The sequence below is a fragment of the Nonomuraea sp. NPDC050536 genome (assembly GCF_044457685.1).
Classification (GTDB): Bacteria; Actinomycetota; Actinomycetes; order Streptosporangiales; family Streptosporangiaceae; genus Nonomuraea.
In genome coordinates this window covers 43,657-63,697 of sequence record NZ_JBITHD010000015.1, presented here as the reverse complement: position 1 = coordinate 63,697, position 20,041 = coordinate 43,657, and the positions used below count along the sequence as shown (strand labels likewise).

24 protein-coding genes are annotated in these 20,041 nt (G+C 70.7%); 16 read left to right on the top strand and 8 right to left on the bottom strand.

Features of this window, described 5'->3' with window-relative positions:
• Positions 1-12 precede the first annotated feature (12 nt).
• Positions 13-288 (bottom strand): amidohydrolase family protein, encoded by a 276-nt coding sequence (locus tag ACIBHX_RS34840; protein ID WP_397071673.1) that lies wholly within the window; start codon positions 286-288, stop codon positions 13-15.
• Here ACIBHX_RS34840 and ACIBHX_RS34835 point away from each other — a divergent pair.
• Positions 287-415 carry a hypothetical protein gene (locus tag ACIBHX_RS34835; protein ID WP_397071672.1) on the top strand — a complete coding sequence of 43 codons (129 nt, stop codon included), beginning with the start codon at positions 287-289 and terminating at the stop codon, positions 413-415. The genes ACIBHX_RS34840 and ACIBHX_RS34835 overlap by 2 nt on opposite strands.
• On the opposite strand, the gene ACIBHX_RS34830 is transcribed toward ACIBHX_RS34835, so the two are convergent.
• Entirely contained in the window at positions 398-1,570 is a 1,173-nt protein-coding gene (locus ACIBHX_RS34830; protein WP_397071671.1) for a M20 family metallopeptidase, read from the bottom strand. The genes ACIBHX_RS34835 and ACIBHX_RS34830 overlap by 18 nt on opposite strands.
• Before the next feature lie 144 nt (positions 1,571-1,714).
• Here ACIBHX_RS34830 and ACIBHX_RS34825 point away from each other — a divergent pair, with 144 nt between their 5' ends.
• From ACIBHX_RS34825 to ACIBHX_RS34815, 3 genes are all read left to right on the top strand, one after another.
• Positions 1,715-2,725, top strand: a complete 1,011-nt coding sequence (locus tag ACIBHX_RS34825; RefSeq protein WP_397071670.1) for an Lrp/AsnC family transcriptional regulator — start codon at positions 1,715-1,717, stop codon at positions 2,723-2,725.
• Positions 2,726-2,797: 72 nt separating this feature from the next.
• On the top strand, positions 2,798-4,009 hold the full coding sequence (locus ACIBHX_RS34820; protein WP_397071669.1) for an alpha/beta hydrolase: 1,212 nt from the start codon (positions 2,798-2,800) through the stop codon (positions 4,007-4,009).
• Positions 4,002-5,129 (top strand): hypothetical protein, encoded by a 1,128-nt coding sequence (locus tag ACIBHX_RS34815; protein WP_397071668.1) that lies wholly within the window; start codon positions 4,002-4,004, stop codon positions 5,127-5,129. The genes ACIBHX_RS34820 and ACIBHX_RS34815 overlap by 8 nt, the downstream gene beginning before the upstream one ends.
• On the opposite strand, the gene ACIBHX_RS34810 is transcribed toward ACIBHX_RS34815, so the two are convergent.
• Positions 5,104-5,580 carry a hypothetical protein gene (locus tag ACIBHX_RS34810; protein ID WP_397071667.1) on the bottom strand — a complete coding sequence of 159 codons (477 nt, stop codon included), beginning with the start codon at positions 5,578-5,580 and terminating at the stop codon, positions 5,104-5,106. The two genes, ACIBHX_RS34815 and ACIBHX_RS34810, sit on opposite strands and share 26 nt — an antisense overlap.
• A gap of 132 nt (positions 5,581-5,712) precedes the next feature.
• Here ACIBHX_RS34810 and ACIBHX_RS34805 point away from each other — a divergent pair, with 132 nt between their 5' ends.
• Positions 5,713-8,811: an ATP-binding protein gene (locus tag ACIBHX_RS34805; RefSeq protein ID WP_397071666.1), complete on the top strand. Its 3,099-nt coding sequence runs from the start codon at positions 5,713-5,715 to the stop codon at positions 8,809-8,811.
• 235 nt (positions 8,812-9,046) lie between these two features.
• On the top strand, positions 9,047-10,066 hold the full coding sequence (locus tag ACIBHX_RS34800) for a helix-turn-helix transcriptional regulator (RefSeq protein ID WP_397071665.1): 1,020 nt from the start codon (positions 9,047-9,049) through the stop codon (positions 10,064-10,066).
• 4 nt (positions 10,067-10,070) lie between these two features.
• On the opposite strand, the gene ACIBHX_RS34795 is transcribed toward ACIBHX_RS34800, so the two are convergent.
• Complete coding sequence (locus ACIBHX_RS34795) at positions 10,071-10,679, bottom strand: hypothetical protein (protein ID WP_397071664.1); 609 nt, start codon at positions 10,677-10,679, stop codon at positions 10,071-10,073.
• A gap of 104 nt (positions 10,680-10,783) precedes the next feature.
• Positions 10,784-12,661 (bottom strand): potassium transporter TrkA, encoded by a 1,878-nt coding sequence (locus ACIBHX_RS34790; protein ID WP_397071663.1) that lies wholly within the window; start codon positions 12,659-12,661, stop codon positions 10,784-10,786.
• 190 nt (positions 12,662-12,851) lie between these two features.
• On the opposite strand from ACIBHX_RS34790, the gene ACIBHX_RS34785 reads away from it, so the two are divergent.
• The 3 genes from ACIBHX_RS34785 to ACIBHX_RS34775 all read left to right on the top strand — a co-directional run bounded on the left by ACIBHX_RS34785 (position 12,852) and on the right by ACIBHX_RS34775 (position 14,379).
• Entirely contained in the window at positions 12,852-13,082 is a 231-nt protein-coding gene (locus ACIBHX_RS34785) for a hypothetical protein (protein WP_397071662.1), read from the top strand.
• Positions 13,083-13,256: 174 nt separating this feature from the next.
• Positions 13,257-14,012 (top strand): hypothetical protein, encoded by a 756-nt coding sequence (locus ACIBHX_RS34780; protein WP_397071661.1) that lies wholly within the window; start codon positions 13,257-13,259, stop codon positions 14,010-14,012.
• A 166-nt stretch (positions 14,013-14,178) separates the two neighbouring features.
• A complete protein-coding gene (locus ACIBHX_RS34775) occupies positions 14,179-14,379 on the top strand; it encodes a hypothetical protein (protein ID WP_397071660.1) in 201 nt (66 codons plus the stop codon).
• Between the two features lie 63 nt (positions 14,380-14,442).
• Here ACIBHX_RS34775 and ACIBHX_RS34770 read toward each other — a convergent pair whose 3' ends face one another.
• On the bottom strand, positions 14,443-15,390 hold the full coding sequence (locus ACIBHX_RS34770) for an alpha/beta fold hydrolase (RefSeq protein WP_397071659.1): 948 nt from the start codon (positions 15,388-15,390) through the stop codon (positions 14,443-14,445).
• A gap of 202 nt (positions 15,391-15,592) precedes the next feature.
• Positions 15,593-16,111 (bottom strand): ROK family protein, encoded by a 519-nt coding sequence (locus ACIBHX_RS34765; RefSeq protein ID WP_397071658.1) that lies wholly within the window; start codon positions 16,109-16,111, stop codon positions 15,593-15,595.
• A 22-nt stretch (positions 16,112-16,133) separates the two neighbouring features.
• Between ACIBHX_RS34765 and ACIBHX_RS34760 the strand changes: the two genes are divergently transcribed.
• From ACIBHX_RS34760 to ACIBHX_RS34730, 7 genes are read left to right on the top strand one after another with little or no spacing between them, the layout of a single operon-like run.
• Positions 16,134-16,673: a substrate-binding domain-containing protein gene (locus ACIBHX_RS34760; protein ID WP_397071657.1), complete on the top strand. Its 540-nt coding sequence runs from the start codon at positions 16,134-16,136 to the stop codon at positions 16,671-16,673.
• A gap of 55 nt (positions 16,674-16,728) precedes the next feature.
• Entirely contained in the window at positions 16,729-17,703 is a 975-nt protein-coding gene (locus tag ACIBHX_RS34755; RefSeq protein WP_397071656.1) for an ABC transporter permease, read from the top strand.
• Positions 17,700-17,981: an ATP-binding cassette domain-containing protein gene (locus ACIBHX_RS34750; protein ID WP_397071655.1), complete on the top strand. Its 282-nt coding sequence runs from the start codon at positions 17,700-17,702 to the stop codon at positions 17,979-17,981. The genes ACIBHX_RS34755 and ACIBHX_RS34750 overlap by 4 nt, the downstream gene beginning before the upstream one ends.
• Positions 17,912-18,418, top strand: coding sequence for a TIM barrel protein (locus tag ACIBHX_RS34745; RefSeq protein ID WP_397071653.1), 507 nt, complete (start codon positions 17,912-17,914; stop codon positions 18,416-18,418). Before ACIBHX_RS34750 ends, ACIBHX_RS34745 begins: the two co-directional genes overlap by 70 nt.
• A complete protein-coding gene (locus ACIBHX_RS34740; protein WP_397071652.1) occupies positions 18,415-19,104 on the top strand; it encodes a nucleoside/nucleotide kinase family protein in 690 nt (229 codons plus the stop codon). Before ACIBHX_RS34745 ends, ACIBHX_RS34740 begins: the two co-directional genes overlap by 4 nt.
• A gap of 17 nt (positions 19,105-19,121) precedes the next feature.
• Positions 19,122-19,289, top strand: coding sequence for a hypothetical protein (locus ACIBHX_RS34735; protein ID WP_397071651.1), 168 nt, complete (start codon positions 19,122-19,124; stop codon positions 19,287-19,289).
• Positions 19,286-19,474, top strand: a complete 189-nt coding sequence (locus ACIBHX_RS34730; RefSeq protein ID WP_397071650.1) for a hypothetical protein — start codon at positions 19,286-19,288, stop codon at positions 19,472-19,474. The genes ACIBHX_RS34735 and ACIBHX_RS34730 overlap by 4 nt, the downstream gene beginning before the upstream one ends.
• Here the strand turns inward: ACIBHX_RS34730 and ACIBHX_RS34725 are convergent.
• Positions 19,441-20,007, bottom strand: a complete 567-nt coding sequence (locus ACIBHX_RS34725) for a hypothetical protein (protein WP_397071649.1) — start codon at positions 20,005-20,007, stop codon at positions 19,441-19,443. The genes ACIBHX_RS34730 and ACIBHX_RS34725 overlap by 34 nt on opposite strands.
• Positions 20,008-20,041: the final 34 nt, after the last annotated feature.

Genomic DNA, 20,041 nt, shown 5'->3' with positions numbered 1-20,041 from the left:
CGAACGAGCAGATCATGGATGGCCGATCCTGAACACGTGCCGGGCGGCCCCGCCCAGGAAGTCGGCGCGCGCCTCGTCCGTCAGTTTCAGCTCCGCCACCTGCGCCAGCGCCCGGTCATGCGGAAGCTGCGGCCAGTTCGTGCCGAACATGACCTTGCCGCACCCGTAGGTGTTCATGAAGTGCACCAACTGCCGCGGGTAGTAGCGCGGCAGGTTCCCACAGCCACGGCACCACCAGCAGGCCCACGAAGCGGCGAATCGCGCGACGATCGTGCAGTCTGGCTGCATGGAACTGAGCGAGGTCGAGGAGTTTCTCACGCTGGCCGGCGAACTCCACTTCGGCCGTACGGCGGAGCGGCTCCACCTGTCGCCCTCCCGCGTCACCCATGGGCACTCCTCACCCTGGTCCGCGTAGCCGCCGGGTGGCCAGTTCGGCCAGCAGGCGTGCGCCGTCGGGCAGGACCGCGTCGTCGAACTCCGCACGCGGCGAGTGGTTCTCCTGCGCCTCGTCCGGTCCGAGACGTGCCGGGCGCGCGCCCAGGAAGACGAAGGCGCCGGGCACTCGCGCCAGCACGCGCGAGAAGTCCTCGGAGGCGGGATGCGGGTGAGGCATCTCGGCCAGCCGCGAAGCGCCCCACAGATGTGAGACGGTGTCGCGGGCGAAGGCGGTCTCGGCCGGGTCGGTGACGGTGACGGGCAGCTCCGCGCCATAGTCGATCTCCGCCGTGACGCCGTGGGCCGCCGCGATGCCGGTGACCAGGTCGCACAGCAGGCGGCGGGCCGCCACCCTGTTGGCTTCCGAGTAGGTGCGGACCGTGGCCTCGAAGAAGGCCGAGGCGGGAATGACGGTGCCGAGCGATCCGGCCGACACGTGGCCGACGGTGACGACCACGGGATCGAAGGCGTCGAACCTGCGGGTCACCAAGGCGTGCACGGCGGTGATCATCTCCGCGAGCGGGGGCACCGGGTCCAGCGCACGGTGCGGCACCGCGCCGTGGCCGCCCTGGCCGTGCACGGTGACGCGCATCCTCGCGGTGCCGGACAACACCGTTCCTGACCGGGTGGCGAACGTGCCGGCCTGCCGTACCGACTGAACGTGCAGCGCGTACGCGGCGATCGGCGGCTGACCGGCCGCCTCGAGCAGCCCTTCGGCGAGCATCACCCCGGCGCCGTCGTGCCCCTCCTCCCCCGGCTGGAACATCAGGATCACCTCGCCGGGCAGTTCGTCACGCGCGGCGCACAGCAGGTGGGCCGCGCCCACGAGCATCGCGGTGTGCAGGTCGTGGCCGCAGGCGTGCATCACGCCCGGGTTGCGGGAGGCGTACGGCAGGCCCGTCTGCTCCTGGACCGGCAACGCGTCCATGTCGGCGCGCAGGAGGACGGCCGGTCCCCCGCCCTGGCCGCGCAGCACCGCGGTGACCGAGGTCACGGCGGTCCCCAAGGTGATCTCCAGGGGGAGCCCGGCCAGTCCGTCCAGCACGCGCCGCTGGGTCCGGGGCAGCTCGAGTCCCAGCTCAGGGTCCGCGTGCAGCGCGTGCCGCAGGGACACCATCAGGCCGGTGGGTATCACGGGTCGTCCTCCTGCTTGGATGGTTCTCGTCGCTGGAGTAGAGCCGGTTCGCCCGCGGAGTGACCGCTTTCGTCAGCGAATCGGCAAACTCAGGGTGGAGGCGACGGATCCGTGCGGCAGGAGCTCAGCGAGCATGATCTCCGGTTGATCCACGCCGTCCAGCTCGCGCCGCGAGCCCCCTGGACGACGATCGGTCCCGCCTGCGCCATGCACCCGATCACCGCCGCCCGCCGCTGGCAGCGGCTCGTGGCACGCGGACTGGTGTCGGTGCTGGTGACGCCCGGTCCCGCGCTGCTGCGCCGGCTCGCGCCCGCCTACCTCGACCTGGACTGCCGGCCGGCCAACCGCGAGGCGGTGATCGCCGCCCTGCTCGGCAACCCGCGGGTGGCCTCGATCACGATCGTCGGCTCCGGCCGCAGCCTGTTCCTGACCCTGATGGCCGCCTCGCCGCACGCTCTGGCCGACCTGGTGCTCACCCAGATCGAGACCCTGCCCGGCGTGCTGCGTACCGAGCTCTACCCGATCACCCAGGTGTACGGCGAGGGCAGCTCCTGGCGTCTGGACGCGCTGGAACGCTCCGAGATCAGGAGCCTCGACCGCCGCCCCGGACGCCCCCTCCGGACGCTCGCCCTCTCCGGACGGCACCGGGCCTTGTTCCGCGCGCTGAGCCTGGACGCCCGCGCCCCGGTGGCGGCGCTGGCCGAGCAGGTCGGCGAGAGTCCTTCGACGACCAGCCGGCGGGTGACGGCGATGCTCGCCGCCGGCCTGGTGTCGATGCGGTGCGACGTCACGCAGGAGGCCGCGGGCTGGCCGATCCTCGTCAACTACCTCATGCGCGTGCCCGCCGCCGACCTGGACGCCACCGGGCGGGCGCTGGCCGCCCTGCCGGAGAACCGGGGCAGCTTCGCCATCGCCGCGCGGCCCAATCTCTTCGTCAGCCAGTGGCTGCGCCACCTGTCCGACATCTCGTACGGCGAAGCGCGGATGACCGGGGCACTCGCGTCGCTGGAGGTGCTGGACCGGATGGTCGCCCTGCGGGTCGTCAAGCGCATGGGCCGGATCCTGGACGCGGACGGGCGCTCGATCGGGGTGGTCCCGCTCGACCCGTGGCACGAATCCGTCGTCACGCCGCCCGCCGTGACCGATCGCTCATGATTCGGCCGCCTGTCACCGTGCCGTGCTTGGGTTCGGTCCAGCCGTACAGACGCACAAGGGGAGGCAGACGGCATGGGTGACGAGGTGCTCAGCCCGACGATCAGAGCTCTGCTCGCATCCGGCGATCCAGCGGCGGGCGAGGCGAAACTCTGGGCGGAGCTGCGAACGGACGGCACGCCGCTGATCGAGCCGTGCCCCGGCGAGCCGGGGACATGCCTGGTGACCTTCCTGTGGTCGGCCGACCGGCCGGTCGAGCAGGTCAAGGTCATCGAGACGGTCAGCGCGCTCGCGCCGCCGCAACGCTCGCTGGCGCTGGTACCGGGGACCGCCACCTGGTATCTCACCTGGAAGTTCGCGACGGACGTGCGGACCACCTACAGCTTCGAGATCGGCGGCGAGCGTATCCCCGATCCGCGCGCCAGAATCCGCGAACAGCACGACTTCACCGCCGGCAGCGTAACCTCGCTGGAGTCCGTGCTGGCGTGCCCCGACGCCGAGCCGCTGTCGTGGGCCGACCCCCGCCCCGGCGTCCCTCGCGGAACGGTGACCGAGGAGTCGCACGGCGACAGACGGATCTGGACCTACCTCCCGCCCGATCCGGGCACTTCCCTGGATGTCCTGGTCGTACTCGACGGCCACCCCCGCCACAGCGCGGCCACCGTCCTGGACAACCTGCACGCCGAGGGCCTGATCCCGCCGACGGCCGCGCTGTTCGTCCAGCAGACCGACCGTAACGTGGAACTCTCCTGCGACCCGGAGTTCTCCCGCTACCTGGCCGAGGACCTGCTCCCCTGGGCACGCCGGCGTCACCCGCTCACCGACGACCCGGCCGCGACCCTCATCACCGGCTGCAGCCTGGGCGGCCTGTGCGCCGCCTACACCGGGCTGAAGCACCCCGGCACGTTCGGCGGCGTGCTCATGTTGTCCGGTTCGGCCTGGTGGGACCCCGACACCCTGCGCGCCTACCTCCGCATGTACGCCGATCCCACCGCCGCCCCGGCCGTCACCGTGGTCGGCGCCAGGTCCAGGACGCCCGTGCTCATCGACGAGTTCCAGCGCGCCGACCCCGTGCCGATCCGCATCTATCAGGAGGTCGGCGCGTTCGAGTCGGGGCCGCCGCCCGCCACCCCCGGACAGATCCACGCCAGCAGGCACCTGCGCGACGTGCTCATGCTCAAGGGGTACGGCTTCCGCTACCGCGAGTTCGCCGGCGGCCACGACGAGACCTGGTGGCGCAGCCACCTCGGCGACGGCCTGATCTGGCTGCGGGGCGAGCATGCCTGAAGTGCGCCTCCCCCGCCCCACCGGCCCCTATCCCGCCGGGGTCCGGGACATCGAGGCCGGTCAGCTGCTGATGCGCGCCTGGTACCCGGCGGCGGCTCCTGCCCAGCCCCGCTCCTACGCGGCCGGCGTCGAGCGCGAACTCCTGCTGGACTGGACCGCCCGCCGTAACCCGACCTGGCCACCCGCCGCCACCACCGCCCTGCTCGCCGCGGCGCTCACCCACGACCACCGCGACGCTCCCGTCCTGCCAGGACACCATCCCACGATCGTGTTCTCCCACGGCGCCGACCTGTACCCGGCCCAGAACACCGTCCTGATGACCGAACTCGCCTCCCACGGCTACGTCGCCGTCAGCGTGCTGCAACACGGCGGCGGGTTCGCCGCACGGCCCGACGGGTCGCGGCTCGAAGCCGACGAGTCGTTCTTCGCCACGGTCGTCGAGCTGTTCGCCTGGCTTGAGCACTACCTGCGGCTCGGCGACGACCGTGAGGCCCGCCGCGACTGGTTCGGCCACCTCTGGAAGAACGCCAAGATGAGCGCGCTCGCCCGGCAGTGGCGCGACCGCATGATCGCCGTCACCGACGCGCTGGCGGCCGCCACCCCCGACGGCCCCTTCGGCGACCTCCCGGCCGCCTGCGACCTGGCCAGGCTCACCTACATGGGCATGTCCTTCGGCGGAAGCGCCGCCGCCAGCGCCGCGCACGCCGACCCGCGCGCCCGCGCCGCCGTCAACCTCGACGGCATGCACCTCGCCGCCGACCTCTTCGGCCGCTCCACGCGCGTGCCGATCCTCGCGCTGTACGCCGGCTTCGAGGGCCTCGGCCACCACAGCGACCTGTTCTACGAGGAGTTCGACCGGATGGGGCAGCGCGAGGACGTCGTGCGGGTCAAGGTCGCCGGTGCCCTGCACCGGGACTTCACCGATCTGGCGCTGCTTCCTGACAAGCAGCGTCTCGACCGCCTCGGCTCCGTGGACGGAGAGCGGGTCACCCGGCTGGTGGCGACCTTGACCCGGGCCTTCCTCGACAGGTACGTCGAGGGAAGGACGCCGGGGGCACTGCCGCTCCAGGACGGAGCCGAGCTCGTCGACGTCTCTACAGCCCGGTCATCACGAGCTTGATGTAGTACGAGTAGTAGGTCTTGTCGGTGCCGGTGATGCTTTTCGAGATGTAGGCCACCTGCCCCGTGGAGAGACCCGCGCAGGTGGAGCCGTACGCGTTGATGGAGCCGAGGTTGTAGCCGCTGCCGATGATCGGCGGGTCGACCTCGCGGATGCTGAAGTTCGCCCACCCGGTGGTGCCGATGGTGGTGCTCGGGCCGGCGAAATTGCCGGAGTAGGCGCGGTCGCCGTTCTGCATGGCGACGTACTTGCTGCCGCTCGGGTAGAAGTACCCGGCGAGGTCGATCTTGACCTCGTCCGTGCCGTCCTTCTCGTCCACGTCGTACAGGTCGACGTAGTCCAGGTCCACCCGGCACGTCGTGGCGGCGGCCGTCGCGTGGGCGGGCGCGGCCGCGGCCGCCGCGGGGACGACCAGGCCCGCCACCAGGGCGAGGGCAGATATCAGTTTCATTCCTTCTTTCTCCTTTCGCGAGGAATGCGGCATCAGGGTGCGGCCCGCGGCGTGAGCGAATCGTTAGTGCCCAGGTCATCCGTGCCTTTTTGCATGGCGGCCCGGCCGGGACACGCTTACCGTGCTGCGTCTATGGGAGACTCGCTGACCCTGTTGCTGCTCGGCCCGCCGGAGCTGGCCGTACGAGGGCGGCCGATAGGCATCCGCGCCGCCAAGACGCGCGCCCTGCTCTGCTATCTCGCCGCCACGCCGGGGCCACGCCCGCGCTCGGAGCTGGCCGCGCTGTTGTGGGGCGAGCGGCCCGACGCCAACGCCCGGGGCAGCCTGCGCCTGTCGCTGTCGGAGCTGCGCAAGGAGGTGGGCGGGTGGCTGGACATCACCCGCGACCACGTACGCTTCCGCGCCGGCGACGGCTGCTTCGTCGACCACGGGCGCCTGGCCCAGACGCCGAGCGTGGCCGAGGCGCTGCGGTTGTGGCGCGGCGACTTCATGGACGGCGTGTGGTTCTGCGACGCCCCCGCGTTCGGCGGCTGGCTGGAGTCGGAGCGGCAGCGGGCCCGGCTGCTGCTGCGCGAGCTGCTGCTGCACGCCGGCCCCGCGCCGCCCGACCAGTTCGTACGGCTGGCGCGGCTGGTGACCGGCCTGGATCCGTACGACGAGGAGGCGCACCGGCTGCTGATCACGGCGCTGGCCCGGTCCGGCAACCGGGGCGCCGCGCTGGCCTGCTACGACGACCTGCGGCGGCGCCTGGCCGACGAGCTGGGGGTCGAGCCCGCGCCGGAGACGGCGGCCGTCGTGACCTCGATACGGCGCGCCGCCCCGCCCGTCCCTCGCACCGACTTCTTCGGCCGGGAGACGGAGATCAGGGAACTGCGCGCGCTGCTGGTCCGCGAACGCCTCGTGACCCTGCTCGGTCCCGGCGGCGTCGGCAAGACCCGCCTGGCCATCGCCGCCGCCGCATCGTCGTGCGCGTTCGTGTCCTTCGCCGGGGTCCGCCCGGAGGCGGCCGTCACGACGCTCGCCCGCCGCCTCGGCGTGGACCTGTCCCCGCAGCGCCCCGCCGTTGAGCTGCTGCTGTCGGCGCTGTCCGGGCGTGAGCTGCTCCTCGTGCTGGACAACCTCGAACACCTGCCGGCCTTCGACCCGGTCATCGCCCGGATCATGGGCACCGCTCCGGGGGTGAAGATCCTCGCGACCAGCAGACGCCGCCTGGACGTGCCCGGACAGGTGACGTTCGAGGTGGAGGGGCTGCCGGGCCCGGCGGCGGAGGCGTTGTTCGTCTCCAGAGTCGCGCGGGCGTTTGATCCGGAGCGGCACGCTGCCTCGCTTGCCGCGATCTGCGCCGCCACCGGCGGCCTGCCCCTGGCCATCGAACTGGCGGCCGGCCTGCTGCGCGCGGTGCCGCCCGCCGAACTCGCCCAGCGCCTCGGCGCCGACCTGCTGTCGGCCGCCGGGCCTGCCGTACGGCCGCGGCACGCCTGCATGCGCACGGTCTTCGAGACCTCCTGGCGGCTGCTCGATCCGGATGCGCAGGAAGCGCTGGCGGCGTTGTCGGTGTTCGTCGGCGGCTGCACGCTGCGTGCCGCGCTCGAGGTGGCCAGGACCACGCCGCCCGTGCTGGTCCGCCTGGTGGATCACAGCATGATCCAGCTCACCCCGTCCGGCCGGTACGTCCTCCACCCCCTCATCCAGCAGTTCGCCGCCGGCCGTCTGGACCCCCGGGAGCGCCGCGCGGTGCGGGAACGGCACGCCGCCCACTTCACCCGCCTGCTCGACCGGCACGCCGCCGCCCTCCAGGACGCCTCCGACGCCGAGGTCACCCGCGTGCTGGGCGTGGAGCTGGACAACATCCGGCTGGCCTGGGCGGTGTCCGGCCGGCCCGGCTTCCTCGACCACTACTGGGTGTTGTGCCTGCGCCTACGCCTGTACGAGGAGTCCGGCGCCGTGGTCCTGCGGCACCTCGCTCGCACGCCCGAGGCCCCGTACGTGCGCGCGCGCTGGTTGCGGATGGCGGGCATGAGCGAGCACCAGCTGGCCAGGGAGTGCGAGTCCGCCCGCCTGGCCAGGGCGGCGCTCGACACGGTGGGCGAGCCGCTCCCGGCATCCCGCCCCGGCCTCGCCGCCACCGCCGTTACGGCCGCCGCCCGTCAGCTTCTCCATCGCATCCTGCCGGCCCGCCAGTCGGAGGCCGGTGTCGAGGCGGCGCAGGCGTTGACGCTCCTGGCGCGGCTGGCCTACCACCAGCAGGACCTGCTCACGATGCTGGCCGCCTCGTTACGCCAGCTCAACGCCGCCGACCGGACACAGGACCCGGCCCTGCGCGCCGAGGCGTACGCGAACTTCGCCACCATCGCCCGCGTGGCCGGACGCCACCGCCTGGCCACCCACTACGGCGCCCTCGCCGATCGATCGCTGAGGAGCATCGACCACCCGACGGAGCCCGCCAGCCGCGCCCGCCTGGCCAGGGGCCTGGACCTGCTCACGGCCGGGGACTTCGAGGGGGCGCGCGGTTCGTTCACCGAGTGCCGGGCCAGGACCCTCGACCCCCGCGTGGCGGAGAACTGCGCAGGGATGCTCGCCGAGACCGCCCTGTGGCGCGGCGACTTCGAGCAGGCGGCCGAGCTGTACGCCGACACGGCGGAGCAGGCGGCCAGGCGGGTGGGCGGCGACGACATCGGCCGCCACTGGTGCCTGATCGGACAGGCCGAGGCGCTGCTGCGGATCGACGGGGTCGGCACGGAGCGGATCGGCGAGGTGCTGGCGGCGGCCCGTGCCTCGACCGACCGCCGCCGCGCCCACGCGCAGCGACTCGGCCTGCGTGACGGCCCGGTCATGCCGGTGATCCAGGAGATGCGCCTGCTCACGGCCGAGGCCCGCCTCGGGCGGGGCGACCCCGTGCAGGTGCTGACCACGGTGCTGGACCTGGCCGCCCGCCTGCCTTCGGCCCAGCGCGGCATGCTGGAGTGCTGGTCCGGGCTGGCCGAACTGCTCGTGTCCCTTCCTCCGGACGCCGCCACGGCGCGCCGGCTCGACCGGCACTTGGCCGGGTTCCAGTCCCGCCACCCTGGCGCCACGGCCCGCATGGGCTGGGCCCGTGCCCTTGTCCTGGCCCACGGGGGAAGACCGAAGGCCGCGGGGAAAGCAGCGGAGCAGGCCATGAGGACGGCCGAGCGGCTCTGCGCACCGTACGACCGCCGCCGGGCGCAGGAGCTGAACGAGCGCCTCGGCTGATTCCCGCCCGGCCGACCTGAACGCGCACGATCAAACGGCCTTGGCGTGCCAGTTGCCGAATCCGGGCTGAGCGGTGCTCCGCCGTAAAGCGTGACGTTCACTTTGACCGTTATTTCATGAAAAAGCGGGCTGCGGAAATTGGCATGTTTTCAAGTTGTCAAAACTGCTGTAAATCAGTGTTGTCAAGGAAAGTTGGTGGTGCGTGGCAGACCCGGACGGGCGAATTGCCCGTGACTTGTATGCCGCTGTTGTCCAGGGCGGCGGCCCGGCCGCGACGGGAGAGGCCATCTCCCGGATCATCGGACGCCTCGTGCCGCACGACGCGCTCCGCCTGGTCGGCCTGAATCCGGCGGCCGGAGTCGGCCTGGGCGTCTTCAGCTTCTGGCACGAATACCAGCAAACGCTCATCAGCGATCTGGTGCTCAACCGGTACCTGCACGGAGACCCGTGCCCGCCACCGGCGCTCGCCCTGCTCAGCGAGCCGGTCGCGGTCGTGGGGGCAGGAGGCTGCGGCAACAACGGCATGCGGCGGCTGCTGTCCTCCCACGGCGTGGGGAGCGAGCTCCGGCTGCTGATCAGGGACAAGCACGGGCCATGGGGCCTGCTCGGCCTGCTGCGCGCGGAGGGCGCCAGGCCCTTCCGCGTGGAGGAGAGCAGGCAGGCGCAGCGGCTCGTCCCCGCGTTGGTGACGGCACTGCGCGGCTACGTCACCGCCGGCCCGCTGACACCCACCGTCCCCACCCTGCCGACCGGTGTCATCACGGTCGGGCCCGACCATTCCGTCAGGTCGATCTCGCCCCAGGCGCGGGCCTGGATGCAGCAGATGTGGCCGGGCGCGGGGAGCGGCGTGCCGGACTGGATCGCCAACGCCTTCTGGATGGGCCTGTCCCTGCACGCGCGCGCCCACGCCCGCGACCCCCGCGCCTGGCCGCCGCTGCTCTGCGCACCGGCGGCCAACTTCGGGCGCTGGGTCCTCATCCACGGCCAGCCGCTGGACGAGAACGGCGACAGCGACGTCGCCATCCTCATCCAGGCGGCCGGCGGCAGCCTGCTGCTGCCGTCATTCTGCGACTGGTACGGCATCACGGCACGCGAGCGCCGCATCCTCGAGCTCCTGTACGGCGGCGCCGCCCCGAAGCAGATCGCCCGAGCCCTGGACCTGTCCACCTACACCGTCAACGACCATCTGAAGTCGCTTTACGGCAAGACTGGCGCCCAGGGCAGGGACGAGCTCATCGCGGCCATCTCCGGCTGACATCTCAGACGAAGACCTTGACGACATTGCCGATCGCCTGCCCAGCGGCGACCAGCTTGATGATGTCGTCGAGGAAGGGCACGAAGTCGGCGTTGACCCTGGCCTCCCAGTGCCAGGACCAGCTGCGGTACAGGTCGCCCCAGTGGTCGTGCATGAAGGTGTTGATCTGGGACTGGCCCCAGTCGTCATCCCGCGAACCGGACTCGAAGGTGCCGTGCACCCGCCCGGTGTGCCCGAAGGTGTAGAGGTTGCCGACGGCGTCCTTGACCACCCAGACCATGGCCGTGTCGTAGCTGATCGCGCCGGACACGTGGAAGTGCCCGCTGAAGTTCCACGAGCCGGTGTCGCTCAGGCCCAGGTTGGCCCAGCCGCCCACGGCCACGCCGTCCTTGAACCCGATGCTGGCGTTCCAGGGGCCGAGCATCTGGGCATCCATCGCCACCGGCAGCCCGATCCCGGACGCGGCGGCGACGCGCTGGCCGAGCCCGCCCTTCACGGGTGACTCCGGCATGTGCAGCGAGGCTCCGACGGAGGCGCGCACCTGTGACGCGGTATCCCAGTCGTGAAGGGCGGCGGCCAGACCATTTGCCTCTTCGGCGGTGAATTGTGACATTTGAGATTTCCTCTCCGAGTTTCCGCGCGCGGCCATTCCGCGGCCATTTCAGGATCGGAAATCGAGCGGGTCAGAGAAATCCCCAACCTTGGGGATGGCCGGTGTCAGTCTTCGGCGAGGACGATGACCAGGTCGCGGCGGCCGAGTGTGACCGGTTCGGATTTGCCGGGGTTGAGGACGACGCCGTAGTTGGGCGGGGCCGTGGATTCGGCCTGCAGGCGGTAACCGATGGCGGTCTCACCGCGCATCCGGGCCGAGGCGACGAGGGTGGCGAAGCTGACCGTGACCCCGGGCTGCACGTAGTCGGTGGCGGGCTTGAGGTAGATCTCCGAGCCGTCGGAGTCGAACAGGTAGCGGAACACCGCGCCCAGCTGCGGGTTCTCCGAGAGCTGCGTCATCAGCAGGCTGATCAGCTTGTCGCTGACCACGAAGTCGTCGGCCTTGGTCACCTGGGCCAGGCGGCGGTTGCGGTCGTCGTTCATCTCGCTGACGATCGGGAAGCGCTGCCCTGTGCGCGAGGCGATGTCGCGCAGGTGCAGCAGCGTCACCAGCGTCCGCGAGTCAGCGTGCTGCGCGTCCAGCCGGTCGTCGGCCAGCACGATGATGTGGTCGAACACACCCGGATCCAGCGCCTCCAGCGTGAACCGGGCGGTGGTGTCGCACTCCTTGACGTTGACGGCGAGGTTGCGCAGGCCGACCGTCAGCCGCTCCAGGTGGTCGCCGTCCTCGATGGAGCCGGCCGCGATGTTCAGCGTGGAGCCCGGCGCCACATACTGGTCGATCTCAGCGACGATCTTCGGGGCTCGGCTGTTCCAGCCGACCAGCAGCGTGCGCTCAGGAGGTGCCGGCTGGCGGGTGGGGTGAGCGATCGCCTGTTCGACGACGGGTGGGAAGCTGCGTACCAGCCGGATCGTGGAGTCGTCCTCGGCCACGACGATCATCTCGTCGCCCTGCTGGATCTCGGTGTCCATCGGCGGGTTCAGCACCACGGACCCGTCCGCGCGCCGGATCCCGATCAGGCAGGCGGTCTCGTAGGCGAACAGCGCCTCCCCGTACGGGAATCCGGCCAGCTTCGGCTCGGTGCGCATGTAGATCTCGTCGCCGCCGAAATCCAGCAGGTCGGTGCACACCACCGACAGCCCCGACTGGCGGGAGGTCTGCACGATGAGCCGCGAGGCGATGTCGTCGGTGTCGACGACCTGCGCGTACCCGCCCCCGGCCAGTTCGGCGGCCTCCAGGTTGTTGGTGTCGGTGACCGAGGCGATGATCGGCGGGCGCCGCCTGCGCCAGTTCCGGTTGGTCAGCCCCAGCAGCGTCTTGATGACATGCGCGTCCGGATCCTCACCCTGCGGGGACAGCACGATGATGGAGCGGGCGGTATCCAGGCTGAGCAGGTCGAGATCGGTCGGCTCGATGGGGCTGCCGCTTCGCACGACCACGCGGGTCTTGCCGGTATCCCCGACCCGGGTGCGCAGTTCCTCCTCCATCTCCAGCATGTCGCGATCGCCCAGGATGACGATGCAGGATTTGGCCTCGCTCGCGTTCGCCTCGACCAGCTCGGGGATGATGGTGAAGATCTGGTCCGACCAGCCGATCAGGGCGGTGTGCCCGACCTCCACGACGCGCGAGCGGCCCTTGCGCAGCTCGGTCAGCTTGTTGTCCAGGCCGGTGGTGAGCACGCCGACCAGGCTGGAGACGATGAGCAGGCCGCCGATCGTGACGGCGAATCCGAGGACGGTGAAGATCCCGCTGCCCTCGTTGTCGCCCGCCACGGCACCCGGGTCCATGGCCCGCATGAGGCTGCCCCACAGCGCGTTGTACCAGCTGTCGTGCACGTCCTTGTCCGCGAAGGCCATGGACAGGACCCCGAACGCCACGACCATGACGACGGTGGCCAGCGCGAGCCAGCCGATGAGAGCGGGCGTGCCTCTCGACATGCTTTTGTCGAACCAGTAGCGCAGACGTTCTCGTCGTGTGGCCATGACAACCCTGTCCTGTTGGCCCGGCCACTGCGGATCTGCTCGGCGCACAGCTGGACGTGAGAGCTGTGGAGGTGACCAGGGGGCCACAAATATTAGCAGTTGCAACAATTGTCGCCTTGGTACTTTCCCGTCCATCACGAAGAGATCACGACGTGTGGGCGATCGAGGCTCGCATGGGACGTTTGTCCGCATGAGCCAGGCCCCGCTTGCCTTCAACGCCGCCCAGCTGAAGAACGCCCGCCTGAACGCCGACGAGGTGAGCGAGCGGCTGGAGCGTCTCACATCCCTGGACCTCCAGCTGGAGCCGCTCGGTCTGGGACTGGTCGGATACTTCGCCGCGGTCAAGCACAACGAGATCGCCCGATCGTTCACCGACGGGCTCGGCGTGAGCGCGGCCTCCGCCGGGGAGATCGCGGAGTAGATCAAGGGCACCGCCGACCGCTACATCCAGGCCGACAACGCCAGCGTCCAGGCACTGCTCGCACTCGCCGGACGCGCCCCCTCACAGGACGACCCGATCCTCCAGGCGGGGCTGCGCGAGGACCTGCGGGGCACCCTCAAAGCCGACTTCCCGCCCAGGTGGGCCTCGTCCGGGATGCTGCCCGGCCTCGGCTATGCGGCCAGCTCTTGGTACCGGCTGGACAAGGACCAGCAGGCCGTCAAGGGCGTGCTGAAGCTGCTCGACGAACGGGACACGCGCCTGGTCGGCAGGGTCTCCGGCCAGATCGGACGCCGGACGTACTTGATGGACGGCACCAGGGCGGACGGCTCCCCGGTGCCGAAAGCGGAGTTGGTGACCGACCTGGAGCGCCTGAGCGCACGCACCACGACGCTGTTGAAGATCGCCAGCGGGGCGTGCGTCGCCGTGGGCATGTCCTACCTGCTGTGGCTCACCACCTATGTGCCCAGCGACGCCGCGGTCGACAAGGTCATCCATGGCTGGGCCGACGCGGCTCTCGAACTCAGCGCGCTGTTCGGCGCCGGCGACCCGATGGGGAGGCAGGCGCTGGCCGCCGCCTGGGACAGCGACGTCAGGGACGCGGCGGACAGGAAGATCAGGGACTTCATCACCTCCGGCATCCACACTGCCGACGAGGCCGCCAGCTGGGCGATCGCCCTGGTCAACGCGGTCAAGACAATGGAACGCCTGCAGAAGCTCGCCTTCGCCATGACCGTCGCGGAGCTGGTGGTGCTCCTGATGCTGGCGGGCCTCGCCAAGATCAACCCCCAGGCCTGGACTCTCACGCAGGTCATCGGCCAGCGGATCAACATCTTCATCATCGGCATGCACACCACCATGACGGTCCTCACCGGGTCGCTCATGCGCGAGATGCTGGGACGGACTTCCTGAGGTTCCTGCCCGAGGCGCCCCCCGGCCGGGGGCGCCCCGATTCCCGCGCGGTCGCTAGAACTGCGAGACCGTCAGCACCACCGCGTAGTGCGAGGACGCCGTCGACCCGAACCGCCGGTTGTTGACCACGGCGCCGTATCCCGCACCGCTGGCCCAGTTGAGGCACATGACCGGTGGCCGGGAGCCGAAGTCCACCCGGCCGATCATCTCGGTGAACGCGCTGGACTTCCGCAATGCTGACGACGAGTTCGAATGGCAAGGCACCGTGCGAGACCTGCGCGGCCGCCTCGGGCCCGTGGCCTTCGACGCCCAGTGGTCCTCAGGCCAAGCCGCGACCACCGCCGAAGCCCTCCGCTGCTGCGGCTAGCGAACGGCGCCTCCGCCGCCTCCCGCGCCAAGACCACCCGACCTCTCAGTGCCGCCCGGCTCTTCACCCTCTGATCTCGGCGGCTACCTCCTGGATCGCGTTCACGACGAGCCGCGGGCGGGCGTAGTGGACGTAGTGGTCATCGGTGTCGGCCACCACGTGCCTGCCTCGGCTGGACAGGGCGGCGAGCTTGGCGTGGAGGGCCTCGGTGGCGGGAGGCTGCCCACTGGCGGAGATCACCGTGACGGGCCGTGCACCCCAGGGCGTGCCGTCGCCGGGCAACGCGCGTACCTGCGCGGCGCTTTCCATGATCGACATGGACTCGGCACGTGCCGCGGTCATGCTGGCCGCGCCGTACAGGACGGGAGCCTGGCGGCGCAGCTCGGCGGGGGCGTCGGCCGGGAGCAGCGCGCCGGAGAAGGCCCGCACGATCCCGACTCTGGCCGCCCACTCGTACGCCGCGAACTGTGCGATCAGGATCGGCCGGCCGACGCTGTCGGCCTGGTCCTCGACGCTGGGGTCGACCAGGACCAGCCCTGCCGTCTCGCCCGGCCACCGAGCCGCGAAAAGCCGCGTGATGTGCGCGCCGTAGGAGTGGCCCACCAGCAGGTACGGCCCCGCCTCGCCGGCCGCCCGCAGCAGCGTGTGCAGCTCGTCGGCGGCCCGCTGAGCGGTGTGCGGCCCGTCCGACGGCTCGCTCCAGGCGTAGCCCGCCCGGTCGTAGGTGCAGGCCCGCGCCGACCGGGCCAGTTCCTCTCGCACCGCGGACCAGCTCGCGCCGGGCTCCCCGATGCCCGCCTCGAAGACGATCGTCGGGCTCCCCGACCCGGTGCAGTCCAGGTGCAGCCGATGGCCGCCGACATCCACCAGCCGACCCGGCATGGGAATCCGCCGTGCGTCATCCCGCTCGGCGAACGCCTCGTAGCCGAACCCGGCAACCGAGAGCAGCACGAGCACCGCGAGGAAGCCGATCAGGATCCGGCCGAGCCAGCGGCGTTTGTTCTTGGTCACGGTGCAAAGCTAGAGAAAGACCCGGTGGCCCTTCATCGGCATCACGGACGAATCCCCCGTAGGGGCGCAGTCCCAGCCCACCTCCTCCCCACGGAGGACCCGATGCGCGACCTGCCCACCTGGACATCCGCGGCTCGACCGGCGAAACGATCACGCGTTAGTCCGCTGGGGGCGGTCCAGTTCCCGGTCGCGGAGCGCGGGCCTAGACCACCGCTCCGTCGATGAGTTCCTGGACGCGCTCCGGGGTGTAGATCCCGTCCACGAGGAGCTGCGCGAGCCCGAGGATCCCCGCGTGGGGGTCGAGGTCGCTGCGCGCGATCTGCAGGTTGCGGGTCGCGAGCGGCAGGGACCGCCGGTAGACGATCTCGCGGATGCCGGCGAAGAGTTGCTCGTCCGTGTGGGCGAGCTGGCCGCCGATCGCGATGACGCGCGGGTTGAACAGGTTGACCGTGTCGGCGATCGCGCCGCCGAGGATGCGGGCGGCGCGCCTGGCGAGCCGTACCGCGACGAGGTCACCACCGCGGATCAGGCGTACGGCGTCGTTCACGGTGGCGACGTCGCGGCCCGCCTCGCGCAGGTCGCGCACCAGGGCCCAGCCGCCGGCGTAGGCCTCGACGCAGCCGGAGTTGCCGCACCGGCAGGCGGGCGCCTCGCTGACGTCCTCGACGGTGACCTGGGTGTGGCCGACGTCGCCTGCCGCGCCGTCGGCGCCGCGGTGCACCTGCCCGCTCGCGATCAGGCCGGTGCCGACACCGGTGCCGGGCGACGTCGCCGTGATCGGCGGTATCGCCGGAGATGTCACCAGCGACGCCCGGATCAACGGATTCCAGCAAGGGATCGGCCGCAAGCTCAAGGTCGTGCAGACCGTCGCCGCCGACTGGGACCGCCAGACCGCGCTTACCGCCGCGACGGACATCATGCGGTCCAACCCCAACCTCAAGGGCTTCTTCGCCGCCAACGACGACATGGGTTTGGGCGTGGCACGGGCCATCGCCAACAACAACAAGACCGGCCAGATCAAGGTGATCAGCGTCGACGGCATCAAGGACGCGCTGCAGGCGGTCCAGGCGGGGATGCTGGACGGCACCGTCTCGCAGTACCCGTACGCCATCGGGCAGATGGGCATCGAGGCCTGCCAGGCCACCACGGGCGGCAAGACTGTCCCGCCGAGCGTGAAGGCACCGGTCGCGATGATCACCAAGGACAACGCCGCGAAGGCGCTGGCCACCACGCCCAAGCCGTTCGAACCCTACGACGACCCGTTCAAGAACCTCATCCAGTAGCAGTACTCACCGTCGCGGCGTGCCGCAGGGCATGGCGCGACCAGAAGGACATCCCATGGCAAACGCAACCCTCGCGGCACCCGAGCGCGAGACCTGGTCCGCGAGGCTGAAGGATGCCGGCTTCTGGGCCGACTGGGCGGCCCTGGTCGGGCTGCTGGTGCTCGTCGTCGTCTTCCAGATACTGAACCCGACGTTCCTGAGCGCGGGGAACATCGCCTCCATGCTGGTCGCCGCGGCGATCCTGCTCATCCTCGCGGTGGGCCAGACCTTCGTCATCGCCACCGCGGGCATCGACCTGTCGATCGCCTCCGTCATGACCCTGGGCGCGGTCGCCTTCGGCCAGTCCTACGCGGCGGGGTGGGGGCTGCTGGTCTCGTGCCTGATGGCGTTCGTCGCCTCGGGCCTGGTCGGCGCGGCCAACGGCGTGATCATCGCCAAAGGGAAGATCACCGACTTCATCGTGACACTCGGTACGCTCTCCGCGGCCTCCGGCCTGGCGCTGATCCTGTCCGACGGCAAGCCCGTGACGATCATCGATCCGGGCCTGCTCAAACTGGCGACCGGCGGCATCGGCATCTTCGGCTGGTCGGTCATCATCGCGGCGGTGGTCGCCCTGCTGGCGCACGCGGTGCTCTTCCACACCCGCTTCGGCACGCACGTACTGGCCACCGGCGGCGCACCCGAGTCGGCGATGGCGATGGGCATCAGCACCCAGCGCATCAAGATCGCCGTCTATTCGATCAGCGGCGTGCTCGCCGGGCTCGGGGCGACCCTGCTGGTCGCCCGCATCGGCGCGGCCGAACCCGCCGCCAACACCGCGTTCCTGCTCAACTCCGTGGCCGCGGTCGTTCTCGGCGGGGTCAGCCTCTTCGGCGGCCGGGCGACCATCGTGGGGCCCGTCATCGGCGCCCTGCTGCTGATCGCCCTGGTCAACGGGCTCACCCTGCTCGGCGTCTCGCAGTTCTACCAGCCCCTGGCCGTCGGCATCGTCGTGGTGCTGGCCGCACTCCTGACGAGGTTCCAGCGATGACCGTCCAGCCCGAACCCCGCTCGCCCGACGGCGACCTGCTGCTCAGGACCGAGCACGTCTCACTGTCCTTCGGCAACGTCCGTGCGCTCGTAGACGTCTCCATCACCCTGCGCCGCGGCGAGATCACCGCCCTCGTCGGCGACAACGGCGCGGGCAAGTCCACGCTGGTGCGCTGCATCTCCGGAATCCATACGACCGCCCGCTCACCGTGGGCGGGCGCCACAACGTGGTGTCGGTCCTGCGCCGCCTGGCGCAGGAGGCCCAGCAGTACGGCATGACGCTCGGCCTGGAGATCTGCAACCGGTACGAGACCAACGTCATCAACACCGCCCGCGACGCGCTCGTCCTCGCCGACGACATCGGTGAGGACAACGTGCTCATCCACCTCGACACGTACCACATGAACATCGAAGAGGACGATCTCATACGGCCCGTGCGAGAGGTCGGAGATCGGCTCGGCTACGTCCACATCGGCGAGAACCACCGCGGTTACCTCGGCTCAGGGCATCTGGACTTCACCTCGTTCTTCCACGCACTGGCGGACATCGACTACGGTGGCCCGATCACCTTCGAGTCCTTCTCCTCGGCGGTCGTGATGGAGGGTCTGTCCAACAACCTGGCCATCTGGCGCAACCTGTGGTCCGATGGCGAGGACCTGGCACGGCACGCCCACACCTTCATCACCGACCACCTCCACACGAGCCGGACACGATGACGACTCTTGACGAACTGGCCGACCGGGCCCGCTCGCTCGTCCTCGGCGAACGCCGCGCGCTGCTCGGCGTCGCGGGCGAACCGGGGTCCGGCAAGAGCACCTTCGCCCAGCATCTGGTCGCCCTGCTACGACGGACTCCCCCAGCCGGCCTGCCGCCGCTGGACTGGGTGGCGTACGTGCCGATGGACGGCTTCCACCTCGCCGACGTCGAGCTCGACCGGTTGGGGCGGCACGACCGCAAAGGGGCTCCCGACACCTTCGACGCGGCCGGCTACGCGGCCCTGCTCCGCCGCCTCCACGAGGACGCGGACGAGGTGGTCTACGCACCCGCCTTCGAACGCGACCTGGAGCAGCCGATCGCGGGCAGCATCCCGATCCCGCGTGCCGCCAGGCTCGTCGTCACCGAGGGGAACTATCTGCTTCTCGACCAGGGCGACTGGGCCCGCGTGGGGGAACAGCTCGACGAGGTCTGGTACTGCGAGCTCGCCAGGGACGAGCGCGTGGCCCGTCTCATCGCCCGCCACAAGCTGTTCGGCAAGGACCACGACACGGCGGTGGCCTGGGTGCTGGGCACCGACCAGCGCAACGCCGACCTCATCGCCACCACCCGGTCACGCGCCGACCTGATCGTGCCCGAGGAAGTCCTCCGCTCGATCGACGACCGCGACCGGGCAATGATCGACTAGCCACGGCCACCGCGCCGATGTACGGCAGGCGCACACGCAAGCCGCGGCGCACGGTCGGTGGCGGGCACGGTCTAACGGTTGACGACCACCTGCTCCTCGACCACCTGCTCCTGTCCGGCACCGGCGACCCCGACGACGGCCACAGCGGCGACCAGCGCGGCTACCACACCCGCCCGCCAGGGTGAAGGGCGCCTTCGCCTGGCACGTCGGCGGCAACGGGTGGTCGCTGGCCACCCTCGGCAGGTCGCTGAGCGACGGGGTCGTGGTCTTCTGGGTCAGCGACCACGCCGGCCAGAAGCTGGGGGACGCCGCGCAAAACCTGACGGAGGGAATCGCCTATCGGGCCAGGCGGGCGGTGCGGCGGCGGTAGTAGTGGACGGTCACCAGGGCGAGCAGGGGGCTCCAGGCGGCCAGCGGCCAGTACATGACGTTGAAGATCACCGTCTGCCAGCCGTGCGTGATCATCGCCGCGGGATCGCCGTTGATCTTCAACCCGCGACTGATCATCGTCATCGCGTACGGGAAGATCAGCAGGACGAGCGCGCCCAGGCCCGCGGGGATGACCGCGGCCATGAGCGGCACCTGACGGCCGCGCAGCACCGGCACCCAGCGCGGCCACCTCTCGCCCCATTCGCTGACCAGCCCGACGGCGAGGAAGGCGGCCGCCTCGCTGACCACGCTGAGCAGCAGGATGTACCACCACCCACCGTCCAGGCCCTCCAGCCTGCCAGGAGGCGTGGGGCCGAACTCCAGCAGCGGCAGGTGGAAGATGAACGTGGCGATTCGCCACAGGCTGGAGGGCAGCACGGCCAGCGGGATGGCATAGGCGGCCAGTACGGCCCAGCGGGGCACGCCCGCTGCGGTCCGGCCATGGAGTCTGCTCCAGAGATTGTGCCCGGCCATGGGATTCTCCTCGAACGAAAGATCAGAGGTCTAC